The organism is Mycobacterium decipiens, assembly GCF_963853665.1.
Lineage (GTDB): Bacteria > Actinomycetota > Actinomycetes > Mycobacteriales > Mycobacteriaceae > Mycobacterium > Mycobacterium decipiens.
Map to the genome: position 1 here is coordinate 3203692 of NZ_OY970459.1, position 13393 is coordinate 3217084.

At 64.0% G+C, this 13393-nt stretch carries 13 protein-coding genes and 1 pseudogene; 7 read left to right on the plus strand and 7 right to left on the minus strand.

What is annotated here, in order from left to right; all coding sequences use genetic code 11:
* Nucleotides 1-12: 12 nt before the first annotated feature.
* The gene (locus AADZ55_RS14015; protein ID WP_085324298.1) at nucleotides 13-435 is read right to left on the minus strand and encodes an MmpS family transport accessory protein; all 423 of its coding nucleotides are present in this window, start codon (nucleotides 433-435) and stop codon (nucleotides 13-15) included.
* A 138-nt stretch (nucleotides 436-573) separates the two neighbouring features.
* Between AADZ55_RS14015 and AADZ55_RS14020 the strand changes: the two genes are divergently transcribed.
* Nucleotides 574-816: a hypothetical protein gene (locus AADZ55_RS14020; protein WP_133056400.1), complete on the plus strand. Its 243-nt coding sequence runs from the start codon at nucleotides 574-576 to the stop codon at nucleotides 814-816.
* Nucleotides 817-958: 142 nt separating this feature from the next.
* On the opposite strand, the pseudogene AADZ55_RS14025 reads toward AADZ55_RS14020, so the two are convergent.
* Nucleotides 959-1476, minus strand: a pseudogene (locus AADZ55_RS14025) (transposase); the annotation flags it as partial.
* Nucleotides 1477-2004: 528 nt separating this feature from the next.
* On the opposite strand from AADZ55_RS14025, the gene AADZ55_RS14030 reads away from it, so the two are divergent.
* From AADZ55_RS14030 to AADZ55_RS14055, 6 genes are all read left to right on the plus strand, one after another.
* Nucleotides 2005-2223, plus strand: coding sequence for a hypothetical protein (locus tag AADZ55_RS14030; protein ID WP_133056401.1), 219 nt, complete (start codon nucleotides 2005-2007; stop codon nucleotides 2221-2223).
* Between the two features lie 177 nt (nucleotides 2224-2400).
* Nucleotides 2401-3522 carry a hypothetical protein gene (locus AADZ55_RS14035; protein WP_165759352.1) on the plus strand — a complete coding sequence of 374 codons (1122 nt, stop codon included), beginning with the start codon at nucleotides 2401-2403 and terminating at the stop codon, nucleotides 3520-3522.
* A gap of 170 nt (nucleotides 3523-3692) precedes the next feature.
* The gene (locus tag AADZ55_RS14040; protein WP_133056402.1) at nucleotides 3693-4748 is read left to right on the plus strand and encodes a hypothetical protein; all 1056 of its coding nucleotides are present in this window, start codon (nucleotides 3693-3695) and stop codon (nucleotides 4746-4748) included.
* A gap of 38 nt (nucleotides 4749-4786) precedes the next feature.
* Entirely contained in the window at nucleotides 4787-6181 is a 1395-nt protein-coding gene (tyrS, locus tag AADZ55_RS14045; protein ID WP_085324302.1) for a tyrosine--tRNA ligase, read from the plus strand.
* 3 nt (nucleotides 6182-6184) lie between these two features.
* Entirely contained in the window at nucleotides 6185-6877 is a 693-nt protein-coding gene (locus AADZ55_RS14050; protein WP_085324303.1) for an HAD family hydrolase, read from the plus strand.
* A complete protein-coding gene (locus AADZ55_RS14055) occupies nucleotides 6874-7851 on the plus strand; it encodes an alcohol dehydrogenase catalytic domain-containing protein (RefSeq protein ID WP_085324304.1) in 978 nt (325 codons plus the stop codon). The genes AADZ55_RS14050 and AADZ55_RS14055 overlap by 4 nt, the downstream gene beginning before the upstream one ends.
* Nucleotides 7852-7935: 84 nt before the next feature.
* Here AADZ55_RS14055 and AADZ55_RS14060 read toward each other — a convergent pair whose 3' ends face one another.
* Genes AADZ55_RS14060 through cobC form a run of 5 tightly spaced genes read right to left on the minus strand, consistent with a single transcriptional unit; the run spans nucleotide 7936 to nucleotide 13352 of the window.
* The gene (locus AADZ55_RS14060) at nucleotides 7936-9258 is read right to left on the minus strand and encodes an MFS transporter (RefSeq protein ID WP_085324305.1); all 1323 of its coding nucleotides are present in this window, start codon (nucleotides 9256-9258) and stop codon (nucleotides 7936-7938) included.
* A gap of 53 nt (nucleotides 9259-9311) precedes the next feature.
* Nucleotides 9312-10430 carry a bifunctional RNase H/acid phosphatase gene (locus AADZ55_RS14065; RefSeq protein WP_085324306.1) on the minus strand — a complete coding sequence of 373 codons (1119 nt, stop codon included), beginning with the start codon at nucleotides 10428-10430 and terminating at the stop codon, nucleotides 9312-9314.
* Nucleotides 10430-11164: a zinc ribbon domain-containing protein gene (locus AADZ55_RS14070; RefSeq protein ID WP_085324307.1), complete on the minus strand. Its 735-nt coding sequence runs from the start codon at nucleotides 11162-11164 to the stop codon at nucleotides 10430-10432. The genes AADZ55_RS14065 and AADZ55_RS14070 overlap by 1 nt, the downstream gene beginning before the upstream one ends.
* The gene (locus AADZ55_RS14075; RefSeq protein WP_085324308.1) at nucleotides 11161-12300 is read right to left on the minus strand and encodes a Nif3-like dinuclear metal center hexameric protein; all 1140 of its coding nucleotides are present in this window, start codon (nucleotides 12298-12300) and stop codon (nucleotides 11161-11163) included. The genes AADZ55_RS14070 and AADZ55_RS14075 overlap by 4 nt, the downstream gene beginning before the upstream one ends.
* A complete protein-coding gene (gene cobC, locus AADZ55_RS14080; RefSeq protein ID WP_085324309.1) occupies nucleotides 12297-13352 on the minus strand; it encodes an Rv2231c family pyridoxal phosphate-dependent protein CobC in 1056 nt (351 codons plus the stop codon). The genes AADZ55_RS14075 and cobC overlap by 4 nt, the downstream gene beginning before the upstream one ends.
* Between the last annotated feature and the right edge of the window lie 41 nt (nucleotides 13353-13393).

The following is a 13393-nucleotide window of genomic DNA, read 5'->3' on the forward strand; positions in this document are numbered from 1 at the left end:
CCTTGGTGTCGCTCACGCGGATTTATCTAAGCAGGAGGTCTGAGCGTTGTGATAATCGGCGCGCTGTTCGTCTACCAATTTGCCGTCGACGGTTATCCGACAACCGATGTAGTTGCTATTACCCTGCGCGACAACGTAAGCAAAGATTCCGGGCAGCCTGGCGGTGATCGTGCGCGACCAGGGCAGCGTTGAAAAATTCGCTTGCTGAGGTTTCGCGTTTTCGTCCATCCAGTTGACGACTCCGACCGTCCCGGGGGGCCCAAAGACCTCGTAGGTAGCGCTCTTGGCGGCGTAAGGCGGGGTCTGCGCCCGCGGATCAAGCTTTGACGGACTGGTGAGCGGAAAGAATCCATGAAGCCGCTCAACGGCAAATCCACCGACGCCGAGCGCCACAACAACAACCAATGGTATCCATGCCCGCCTGAGGATGTTCAATCGTTGACTCCCTCCTGGCCGCGCGCTACAGCCTGCACAACACCACCCCGTCGTGGGTGCCTTGCACGGTCACATCAGAATGTGATCTCCGGCGGATAAAGATCCACACCGACATGTACAGTACCTGGCATTTTCCCCGTGATTAAGACCGAAGAGATTTTAGAGTCCGGTGGCCCGATGTTGAGCTTGGCAGGGAGGATCAAACACATGGCTGCTCGCAACCACCGTTCCGCGGAGAACGTCGTGCGCAAGCGCCGCACGGATGTACCGGCTGCTGGAGAAGAAATTGGTGAAGAGATCGCCGTCGAGCTGGGGTCGCAGCAGCCACGGCGCACAACTGGCGGCGATGGCGTCCCGCGAAGCGGTGAACTGCGGACCTAGACGCGGTTCGCGCGCGCTGATCAACGAGTCATGTTGAATGACTAGGTGACTTGGTGTTGTTTGGCAAGCGCCGCTTGGGCGCCCTCGAGCCACGCCCCTTCCTCACTCTGGTTCTGGCCCAGCCCAACACTGGAGCAATAGTCAGCGCGCCGTCTCCAACGGCCAGTACCGAGGCGGTCATGCCGCGGCGGCGGCAGTCGCGCAGCAGGTCAGCCCACGACTCGGTTGACTCACGGTAGCCGTCGGTGATCGCGACCAGTTCCTTGCATCCGTCGGCCCGCACGCCCAGCATCACCAGCACGCACAGTTTCTGCTGATCCAGCCGGACCTTGAGATGGATCCCGTCGACTCACAGGTACAGGTGGTCGGTGCCCGACATATCACGCGCGGCTAACCTTGGCTTCGTGGTGCCACTGGCCGGTGTGCCGAGTAATCGTGGTCGCTGACAACCGGCCCCGAACCCAGGAACTGCTCCAAGACTGACCCAAAATCCCCGCTGGACAGCCCGGACAGGGTACAGCAACGGCAACATCTCGGCCATCTGCGCGACTTGCGCGCCCAGGCGGGCGCGATCGCCGAGGAGAACCGCTGCCGCTCACCGGAATCCGGGTCGACGTGTTTGTCGTTGACCCGCGGCGCAGTGCCCACATTCACGCCACCTCATCGAAGCTCATCCACAGGTTTCGATCATTCCTACCAACACTGTCAACAACACCCCAGGCCCCTTGAGCCGGTCGGCATCGCCCCGAAATCCCGATCACCACAGGGGGACATATTCCTGGCACTGTGGTCGCTCAGCCACCGGGCGGGCATCCGGTATACCGGCCACCCTTCCGCCGCGTGCAGTCCAATCACCGCCTGCCCGTGTGCAACCCCACTTCCGCTCGGACAAACGTCGCTAGGTGATCTTGAACACGTTTACTCATCAAGCAGTACACAATCCGTTCATCGCTCAGTGCACACTGCAGCACCGATCGCCATCGAGGTGTTCGCGGACAACACCGCCGGCGGCCGAGCACAGCATCCCAACCCGAAAGCCCGGGCCGCCCAAATCGCCACGCTCACAAACCGGTTCCCGTGGTCGATCAGCTCGGGTATGCCCAGCGCGGGGGCTATTCGATGACTCTCGGATGCGCGGCCGCGCCACACTGCGGACCGGGACAGGGACCAGTCCCGCCAGCTGCCCAAGTGAACGAGATGACCGAAACCTACGTGACCGTTACCTATACCTACGTAACCGTAGGTATTAGCAATTGCCAACAGTTGACAAATGCAACAGTCCATGACATGTATGGTTTGGAGCGCTTTGTGTTGCGCTGCTTCATGATTCGACACGAGCGTTGGGCCGAGCAGGTCGGCGCAACACCTGGGAGGGATATCAGTAGTGATGTTGCGCGTGGTGTCTGAAGGCTTGGCGGCGGCCAATGCGGCGGTGGAGCGCTGACCGCTCGGTTCGCTAACCGGGTGGACCATTTCTGGTGGTGATACCTGACCTGCTTGCGTCGCTGTTAGCAGCAAGTTCGACTCATTTGCCATTGTCAATCCCCAACAAGGAGTTTGGAAGTTATGATCGCTTGCACGCAGATGCCCCTTGTCCGACCGGATATCACCACGCAGCATGGTGTGCAAGGAGATGTACCGGTCGCGGTCCGGTCGGTGCTCGTGAAACTAGCCCTGCGCGAACGTATCCCGTCAACAGAGCTCGGCGAGGCATTCGCCGCGTGCCTCGAATTGCCGGTGCCTGTACGCGACGTTGTGATGGGTTCTGTCATGACGGCGGTCATGTTGACTGGTCCGGACGTGGATGCCGTCGAGACCCTGCTCCGCATCGCCCTGTCTCTAGATGGGCTTGCGGCAGAGCAGATTCCGCACGAGGGGATCAACCGTCCCATTATTGTCCTGGCAGGCAGCGGCAAAAAGGGCGAGCGCACCCTGAACGTATCGACGCCGGCGGCGCTGTTGGCCGCGGCTGCGGGAGCTGCCGTCGTCAAAGTGGGCTCGACCGCGACATCTTCGGCGCTGGGGTCACGGGATCTGATGCGATCGCTAGGGATCATCGAGGACGAGTCCACGACGGAGGTTCAGCGGAGCCTGCAAACGTGCGGGTTTTCCTTCGTCGCGATCGAGCCACGGATACCACAACTGGACCAGGTCTACGGCAGTCGGTTCTATGCGCCCAACCCGTTCTCGTTCGGGCTGGCCGCGTTGGTGAGCCCGGTCAGGGGCGATCTCATGCTGTTCGGGCTGGCTCATCCCCGCGTTGATGTCTCGGCGCAGGTACTTTACCGCTTCGGCCTGGATAACGTCGACGTCATCTCGACCCGCACGGCCGCCGGGCGCTACATTGATGAGCTTGGACCTGCTGGGCAGGTGCTCCTGGCTCGGGTGGACCGCGGCATACTTTCTGACGCACAGGCGATGCCGGCGCTATCGTTCACACGCCGCGGATTCGACGAACATCTACTGCCGGCGCCAGAAGATGCGGATACGGCCGTTGAGCGGACGCTGGACCTGCTGGCGGGTAACGGTCTGGCCAGTCACCGCCGGGTGGTCACGCTCAACGCCGGCTATCTGCTGACGCGTTCGCGAATCACCGCCACATTGCCCGACGGGATCGACCTTGCCGAAGAGGTGCTGCGAAGCGGAGCCGTCTCAGACCTTGTGCGACTCCTGGGAAGCGTTGACCGCCAAGAGCAGACGGCCTAGTCGATGACTCGGGCCCCCGACGATGCCGGTATGCGAGGCCCGTTCCGCACACCATGATCCAAAGCGGCTGGACGGCAACGAATCCAGCAAGATTCACAAAGTATCGCAAGCCCGGGCACAACGATGTGCGAGAGGCTTGCGCATGTATATAGCAGGGTGGAGGCCGGATAGTGACTGAGCCAGTATTGTTTTCAGAGGCGTATTACCAAAAGACGTTGGCAGAGTTTGGCTACAGCCCATTCGAACTGCGGAAATTCGACTTCCCGCTAGCCGGGATAGACACCGATACGCTCAATGCACGCTACCTGTGTAACTATCGCGGCGATCAGCACCTCAACTTTGCACCCGAACGCCGGATCATCACCACGGGATTCGGCATGTCTGGCGTTCCGCATCTCGCCACGGTCGCGCAGATCCTGAAAATTATTGAGCTGCAGCGCGGCGGGGAAAGGTGCCAAATCGTGCTCGGCGACCTCGACGCCTACAACGGCAAGGTTCGGTCGTTCAGCCAGGTCCGCGCGCTTGCCGACGACTTCGAGGAGTACGTGCTGCGTCTGGGGTTTGATCCCGCCCGCGGCACGGTCCGGGCACAAGACGGACACCATGCCGCGTTGGAAGCGATGTATCTCATCGGACGCTACGTCGACCAGCGGGATTTCGACCGGGCTGAGGAGGACAACCACTCCTACTATGCCGCCCAGGGTGTGGTCGACTCCTCGATGACGTTTCGGCGAGCGTTGTCACTTTGCCTGATGGCTGCCGATTTTATTGCGCTCGGGCAGACCCACGACGCCGTGCTCGTCACGCTGGGGATCGATGAGCACAAATATGTCCGGTTCGCCACCGACGTATGCCGGCGGCTGGACGAAGAATCGCCGCTCCGTACGGGTTTCACGATATCGGCGGCCTATACGCGAATGGTGCGTGGCTTCGGCGGTCATCCGAAGTTCTCCAAGAGCATCCCAGGGTCGGCCATCGATATGACTTCGACGGCCGATCAGGTCCGCACACAGCTGCTCGGCGAACCGCCTCTGCCGGCCGTGTCCGCCACGTACCAGCTAATGTGCGAACTGCCGTGCTACACGGTCGAGGACCTTCGTGACCTCCACAAATGGTGCATTGAGGGTGGGCGCGCCTGGCAACTGGCGGTGCTGGACCTCGCCGACTATGTGATCGACCTCATCGGCAAGTGGCCTGCAACTGCAACAGCACGCAACGGCGAATGATGTCGAACAAGATGGAGATATCTCCGCGAAAGGCGTGTATGAGCCGACTGGACCAATCCGTCAAGAGTGCGACGGACTTGCTGCGAGGCGCCGACCTGTCGTCGGATGAGGCCGTACGCACCTTGTTGGAAATCACGACCGCGCGTCGCCGGCTGGACCTCTCGGACCTGCCCCCACATGAGCAGGCGCAGCTGATAGCGTCCCGGTCCCAGCAGGTGCAACCCGCTAGGGAAGCTCTGGCGGAAAGGATCGCCAAGGCCACTAACGACGGCCGTCCATTCGTGGCGAAGTTCGGCATCGATCCGACCGGCAGCGAAGTCCACCTCGGCCATGCGGTGCCCATGCTGATTCTGTCCCGCATTCAGCGGATGGGTCACCACGTGGTGTTCATCGTCGGCGACTTGACGGCCAAGGTGGGCGATCCCACCGGCCGCTCGGACGAACGTCCGCTGCTGACCGACGAGGATATCGCGCGCAACCTCGCCACCTACCGGCACCAGGTCGCGCCATTCTTCGACTTCGCCCACGCGGAGTTCCGGTTCAACGGCGACTGGCTCGAGCGGATCACCCTGCCGCGGCTGCTGGAGGTCGCGTCCCACATTCCGATATCGATGCCGCTTCAGCGCGAGGACTTCCGCAACCGCCTTGAGGCCGGGCATGGGCTGTCACTGGCCGAGCTGCTGTATTCGGTGACGATGGCACTCGATTCAGTTGAGATCAACTGCGACCTTGAAGTGGGTGGCATCGACCAGTACCTCAATATGCAGATGTGCCGCAAGGTCATGGACATCTGCGGTCAAGTCCCAGAGTTGGTCGTTGCCACCAAACTGATCGAAGGTACAGACGGCACCGGCGCGAAGATGTCCAAGTCCAAGGGGAACTACGTCGCGATCGCTGCACCCGCGGGCGAGATCTACGGCAAGCTGATGTCGGTGGCCGATCAAGCCGTCGACTCGTACTACCTCGCCTTGACCGAATGGCTCGACAGCGAGGTGTCGATAGCCCAGACGCGACGCGCGGACGGCACGCTTCACCCACTGGACCTCAAGAAAATCCTGGCAGGCGAGATGACCGCTGCGATCTACGGCGTCGACACGGCGATGAAGGCGCGCGAGGAGTTCGCCGCGCAATTTGCGACGCGTCGTTTCGGCAATCTAGCAGATCTACCAATAATCACCGATCCGAGCAGAGTCGTGTTTGACGTGGTTAGGGAGCTGGGGTTTGCAAAAAGCAACAGCGACGTCCGCCGTTTGGCCGCACAACGGGCGCTTCGGTTGGTCGTTGAATGCGCCGAAGGCCAGCAGCAAGTCGTGCTCGCCGTTGACGACGTCTTCATGCCGCTTAATGCCGTCGCCGAGGTGAGTGGTCCGGACAGCTACTTCCTTAAGGCGGGACGAAAGCTCGCGCGGATCAAGCCACCGTCGTCTCGCTGACTCGTGAAGGCCATACCGAACGCGGTGGTTCTAGATTTGTTCGGGACCCTGGTCGGCGCGCCCGCGGCTGCCGATCGGCGTCGCGCGTCGACTCGACTGGCCCACCGTATCGGCTCGAGCCCGGGCCAGGTCGAGGATTATTTTCTGTCAACCTGGACGACGCGGCATGACGGCACGCTGCCGACGGTGTCCGCGCTTGCCGAACACCTTGTCCGATGGGTTGGCGCGTCGGCTGTTGACGCAGATCTCGTCGCCGACGAACTTCGGGCCATTGGCAGCGATCGGCTGGTTGCTGACGAATCCGTAGTCCAGACATTGGTATTGCTGCGGCAGATGGGCTTGAAAGTGGGTGTGCTCAGCGACGCGACCGCTGAGATCTCGGAATGCTGGGAAACCAGTTGCCTGGCACCGCTTGTCGACGCAGCGGTCTTCAGTTGCACAGCCGGAGCGACGAAGCCGGATCGACGGCTGTACCAAGCGATCTGCGAGCGACTTGGCGCAACCGCAAACTCCATCGTCTACTGCGGCGATGGGGGCGGCAATGAACTGTGCGGCGCGCACGACGCAGGCATGCAAGCACTCGGCGTCGTTCGCCGGGGCGGTCCGGATGCTCTCGTGTTCGGCGAAAAAGAGTGGAATGGTGCGCGGATCTCACGCATTGAGCGTCTTCCGACCTATGTGGCGTCCCTGGTATGAGGGCCTGGGAGTACTGCGACGGCGAGCTGCGACTGCGAACGGTCGATCCCCCTGAACCAGTCGACGACGAAATCGTCGTCGATGTACGTTACAGCGGCATCTGTGGCAGTGACATAGCTAAAATCCTTAATCCACAGCACTTTTCGCTTCCCACCCGGTGGCGCCCGGGCCACGAGGTGGTCGGCACAGACCAGACGGGGCAATGGGTTGCGATCGACCCACTCGTCGCGTGCGGTCACTGCGCGGACTGCGCCGCACGCAGCAACCACCTTTGTCGGGACCTGAAACGCCTGGGATGGGACATGCCGGGCGGGTTTGCTGAGCAGGTGAGCGTCCCGCTTGGGCAGATTCACCCGCTGCCTAGCGACCTCGATCCGCGAGTCGCTACCCTGGCCGACCCGGCCGCCGTGGCCATCCACGGCCTGCGCTGCACACCGCTCCACGCCTCCGGGCGGCTGGCGGTAATCGGTGCTGGGACGGTAGGGCTACTTACCGGGCTCTACGCGGCATCCGCGGGCTGGGATGTCACGGTGATTCACCGAAACGGAAAGCGCCCTGCGGCGGCCGCCTTCGCCGACATGCTCACCTTCCAGCCAGAAGCAACCGCCAGCGGGCCGGACCACTTCCAGGTCGTGGTCGACGCGGCGAGCGGGGCCACCTCAACGCCGCTAGAACAGGCGCTGCGACTCGTCGCCGATGGTGGATCGGTCGTCGTGGTCAATGCATACGCCCCTGCGGTCACGCTGCGAACCCCGTTACGCGACATCTTTCGACGCTCGATCCAGCTGATCGGGTCGTTCTCGTACTGCCGACGCAGCGAATACGGCGACTTCGTGGCGGCTCTTGGGCTGCTGCGCGCACATCATCATCGGCTTGAACTGCTGGTCGGCGAGGTTGGCGGCCTGGCGGACCTTCCGGCCGCGATTTCCGGCAACGCCATGTCGGGCACCCGACGGGTGATGCGGTGCGGCTGAAGCCCCGACGACAATTCGGTGTTCGTGTAGTCGTTATCGCGACGGAGCGCCTGCCCGGGGTCGGGTCTGCGGATCCCTCGGCGATCAGGTAGGCGCCGATCCGTCGTCGCGCACAGTGGCACTCGGCACCCGGTAGCGGATGAACGCCGGCGCAGCCAGCGAGACGGCCAACATCCCGACCACGACGAGCACCCCGCCGCCGGCCACGGCCGCGGACGTGCCGATCACGGCCCCCGCAGCGCCGTGTAGTGCGTCGGCCAGCCGGGGCCCGCCGGCGATCACCACGACCAGCACGCCCTGCAGCCGCCCAACCAATTCGGCGGAGGCCGCTTGCTGGCGGATGGTCTGCTTGAGCGCGACCGCCACCATGGTCGCCGCACCCCCGACAGCCAAGAAGGCCAGTGCCGCCCACAGCATCGGGCCCGCCCGCCCGTGGGCCTGCCCGCTGACCAATCCGAAGCCCACGATTGCCAAACCCCACGCGGTGATCGACGCGACGATCGCCAGTCCTTGACGCCGGATCCGCGGCAACCAGCCCGAGAACACGCCACCGATCATTGACCCGACCGCCATCGCAGCCGATAGCAACGCCATCGCGGTACCGCCGCCGAGCGGGCCGCCGAAACTGTCGTGCGCAATCTGCGGGAACAGCGCTCGCGGCAGGCCCAGGACCATGGCAATCAAGTCGACCACAAATGACATCAGCACGACGGTGTTGCCGGCCAGATAGCGGAACCCGTCCAGCACCGCGCGCACTCCCCAGCGCGACGTCCCGTCGGCGTCGGCAATATCGACGGCTGGGATGGGCGCCAGCCGAAACGTCGCCCAGATCGGCACCAGGCAGGTCAGGGTGTCGACCAGATACAGCGCCGACAGGTCAAGCCAGCGCAGCAGCACCCCACCGGCCAGTGCCGGCCCGAAAATCGCGCCGAACTGAACCAGAGTCATGTTCAGCGAGTTGGCGGCGGGCAACTGATCGCCGCTCAGAATCCGGGGAAACGCGGCTGACCGCGCTGGCGAGTTCACCGCGTAGCAGGCTTGCTGCAGCGACAGCAGGCACAGCACGACCCAGGCGTTGTTGAGTGCCAGCGCAGCCTGCAGCCAGAGCAACAGTGACGCCGCCACCAGGCCCCATGAGGTGACGATCAGGAGCGTGCGCCGGTCCATCGCATCGGCCCAGGCCCCGCCCCAAAGTCCGAAAACAACCACCGGTACCAGCGCAAACAAGCCGCTGAGGCCTATGTATGCAGAATTTTGGGTCAGCTCAAACAGCTGCACGGGAACCGCGAACACGGTCAGGTTGGCACCGATGACCGTGGGTATGCCAGCAAGCCAGAGCCTGCGGAAGTCTGGGGTCCGCAGCGGAGTGGTGTCGGCGAGAAGCCGCAAAGCCAAAGATCTACGCATTGGGGTGCTCACGAGAAAGCACCAGCTCACTGGTTGGGTGCATCGTGGCCGAGCTAGAGATAGCCCGTCTGGTTCACCAGCCGCACCGACGACGCTCCATCGGAATAGAACTCGGCGATGCTCAGCGATGCCAGATCAAGATGCAACCGGTACAGCACGCCCGCCCCGGCATCCAACGCGAGCTGCAGCACCATTTTGATCGGCGTCACATGCGACACCACAAGCACCGTCGTGCCTTCGTATCCGACGATGATCCGGTCCCGTCCCCGCCGAACCCGCTGCAGCACGTCGTCGAAGCTTTCCCCACCAGGCGGCGCGGTGCTGGTGTCGCGCAGCCACCGACGATGCAACTCGGGGTCGCGTTCGGCGGCCTCCGCGAACGTCAGACCCTCCCAAGCACCGAAGTCCGTCTCGACCAGGTCGTCATCGACGATCACCTCCAGACCCAGGGCCCTGGCGGCGGTCACCGCGGTGTCGTAGGCGCGCTGCAACGGCGAGGAGACCACTGCGGCGATCCCGCCGCGCTGCGCCAGATACCCGGCCGCCGCACCAACCTGGCGCCACCCCACCTCACTGAGTCCCGGGTTGCCGCGCCCGGAATAACGGCGCTGCACCGACAACTCCGTCTGCCCGTGACGTAACAAGAGCAGCCGGGTCGGTGTACCGCGCGCACCGGTCCAGCCGGGAGCTGTCGGAGACTCCGTCGCAACGATTTTCGCGGGCTCGGCAGCAACCGGAACCGCGGTTTTCTCCCCTGCGCGATTGGCGCGGGCGGCGGCGTCCATCGCGTCATTGGCCAACCGGTCTGCGTGGGAGTTCCGCTCGCGCGGAACCCAGGAATAGCCGATCCGGTGAAACCGCGAAGCCAGTGCTTGAGCCTGAGCATGTAGCTTCACCAGGTCTGGGTGCTTGACTTTCCATCGCCCAGACATCTGCTCCACCACCAGCTTGGAATCCATCAGCACCGCGGCCTCGGTGGCACCCAGTTTCACGGCGTCGTCCAAACCGGCTATCAAGCCCCGATATTCAGCGACGTTGTTCGTCGCCCGGCCGATCGCCTGCTTGGATTCGGCCAGCACGGTCGAGCGATCGGCGGTCCACACCACCGCGCCATATCCGGCCGGTCCGGGGTTGCCCCGCGACCCGCCGTCCGCTTCGATGACAACTTTCACTACTCAAATCCTTTGACCCGCAACAAGATCGCCCCGCATTCCGGGCAACGTACCACCTCATCTGCGGCGGCCGCCGAGATCCGGGCCAGCTCGCCACGGCCAATCTCGATCCGGCAGGCACCACACCGATGTCCCTGCAACGGCCCGGCCCCCGGCCCTCCCCCGGCCCGCTGTCTTTCGTAGAGCGCCGAAAGCTCGGGATCAAGTGTCGCGGTCAGCATGTCGCGTTGCGATGAATGCTGATGTCGGGCCTGGTCGATCTCGGCGACTGCGGCGTCCAAAGCCTGCTCGGCGCTGACCAGGTCGGCCCGCAACACGTCGAGCGCCCCCGACTCGGCGGTTTGTTGAGCCTGCAGTTCTTCGCGGCGCTCCAGCACCTCCAGCAGGGCATCTTCCAGACTGGCCTGACGGCGTTGCAAGCTGTCGAGTTCGTGCTGCAGGTCAGCCAATTGTTTGGCGTCCGTTGCGCCGGAACTGAGCATTGACCGGTCCCGGTCTTCTCGCTTGCGCACCGCATCGATCTCCGATTCGTAGCGTGACACCTGGGCGTCCAAGTCCTCCAACGCGATTCGCAGGGCTGCCATCCTGTCATTGGCGTCATTGTGCTCGGCCTGCACCCGCTGGAAGGCCTCCCGCTGCGGCAAATGAGTGGCCCGATGCGCGATCCGGGACAGCTCAGCATCCAGCTTCGCTAATTCCAGTAGCGACCGTTGCTGTGCTACTTCGGCTTTCATGTCCGATCACTCCCAGTCTCGTATTCAAGATTCCACGGGTCAGTGCGGATGGTGCACACACGCACCGGCAGCGACGCGCCGAAGCGTGACCGCAGCACGTCAGCGGCTTGGCCGCACCACGGGAATTCGCTCGCCCAATGCGCGACGTCGATCAAGGCCACTTGCGAAGCCCGGCAATGCTCGTCGGCCGGATGGTGTCGCAGATCGGCCGTGACATACGCTTGCACGTCCGCAGTGGCCGCGGTGGCGAGCAATGAGTCCCCGGCACCACCGCAGACCGCAACCCGCGACACGAGTGTGTCGGGATCCCCCGCCGCGCGCACGCCGCAGGACGTCCGCGGCAATGCGGCCCCGACGCGGGAGACGAAGGCGCGCAGCGGCTCGGGTTGTGGCAGTGTGCCAATCCGGCCCAATCCGGTGCCGGACGGCGGTGGCACCAGCGCGAAGATGTCGAATGCCGGCTCCTCGTAAGGATGCGCGGCGCGCATCGCCGCCAACACGGCGGCGCGCGCTCGGGTGGGCGCGACGACCTCGACCCGGTCCTCGGCCACCCGTTCAACGGTCCCAACGCTTCCTATTGCGGGCGACGCGCCGCCGTGCGCCAGAAACTGTCCGGTACCCGAGACCCTCCAACTGCAGTGCGAATAGTCGCCAATCTGTCCAGCACCGGCATTAAAGACTGCTTCTTGCACAGCTTCTGAGTTCTCGCGCGGCACGTAGATGACCCACTTGTCCAGATCGGCCACACTTGGCAGCGGGTCGAGAACAGCGTCAACTCTCAGCCCAAGAGCGTGTGCCAGCGCGTCGGACACACCCGGCGATGCCGAATCGGCGTTGGTGTGCGCGGTGAACAGTGAACGCCCACTTCGGATCAAGCGGTGCACAAGCGCACCCTTCGGCGTGCTGGCCGCGACCGTATCGACCCCACGCAACAACAACGGATGGTGAGCCAGTAGCAAGCCGGCCCCGGGAACCTCGTCCACCACCGCCGGCGTCGCGTCCACCGCGACCGTCACCGAGTCCACCACATCGTCAGGATCGCCACACACCAGGCCCACCGAATCCCACGACTGGGCAAGCCGCGGCGGATACGCCTTGTCCAGCACCTCGATGATGTCGGCCAGCCGCACACTCATCGGCGCCTCCCGTTCTGCACACCCGCAGTCGTCTGCGCGATGGCTTGGACTAGTTGCGGCCACTCCGGGCGCACGGCAGCCCGCAGATACCGCGCGTCCAGGCCAATGAACGTGTCACCACGCCGTACCGCAATTCCCTTGTTCTGTAGATGATTTCGGATCAGATCGGCGCCCGGCGCACTGAACAACACGAACGGGGCCCGGCCATCGACCACTGCGACACCCACCGATTCCAGACCGGACACCATCTCGGCGCGCAACGCCACCAACCGCACGGCATCCGCTGCGGCGTCGGCCACGGCCCCCGGTGTGCAACACGCCGCGATGGCCGCCAATTGCAGCGTGCCCACCGGCCAGTGCGCTCGCTGAGCGGTCAATCGGGCGAGCACCTCTGGCGAGCCAAGGGCATAACCCACCCGCAATCCGGCCAGCGACCACGTCTTTGTCAAACTACGTAGCACCAGAACGTCAGGCAGCGAGTCACCGGCAAGCGATTCGTTCTCGCCGGGAACCGAATCGGCAAACGCTTCGTCGACCACAAGAATCCGCCCCGGTCGGCGCAACGCGAGCAGCTGCTCACGGGTGTGCAGCACCGAGGTGGGGTTGGTCGGATTGCCCACCACGACCAAGTCGGCGTCGTCGGGCACTTGCGCGTGGTCGAGGCCAAACGGCGGCTCTAGCACGACATGGTGCACCGCGATTCCGGCCGCGCCTAACGCTGCGGCCGGCTCGGTGAACGCGGGCGCGACAATTGCGGCCCGCACCGGACGCAGATTGGACAACAACGCGAACCCTTCTGCCGCCCCGGCGAGCGGCACCACTTCGTCGCGGGTTCTGCAGTGGCGTTCGGCGACCGCGTCTTGCGCCCGCTGCACATCGTCGATGCTCGGGTACCGGGCCAGATCCGGCAGCCGTGCCGCGAGCTGCCGGACCAACCACTCGGGGGGTCGGTCATGACGGACATTGACAGCGAAGTCCAGCATGCCGGGCGCGACGTCCTGATCACCGTGGTACCGCGCCGCCGAAAGCGGGCTCGTGTTCAGACTCGCCACAGCGTCAAACAGTAGTAGTCCGACGCGTTAGCCAGGAAACC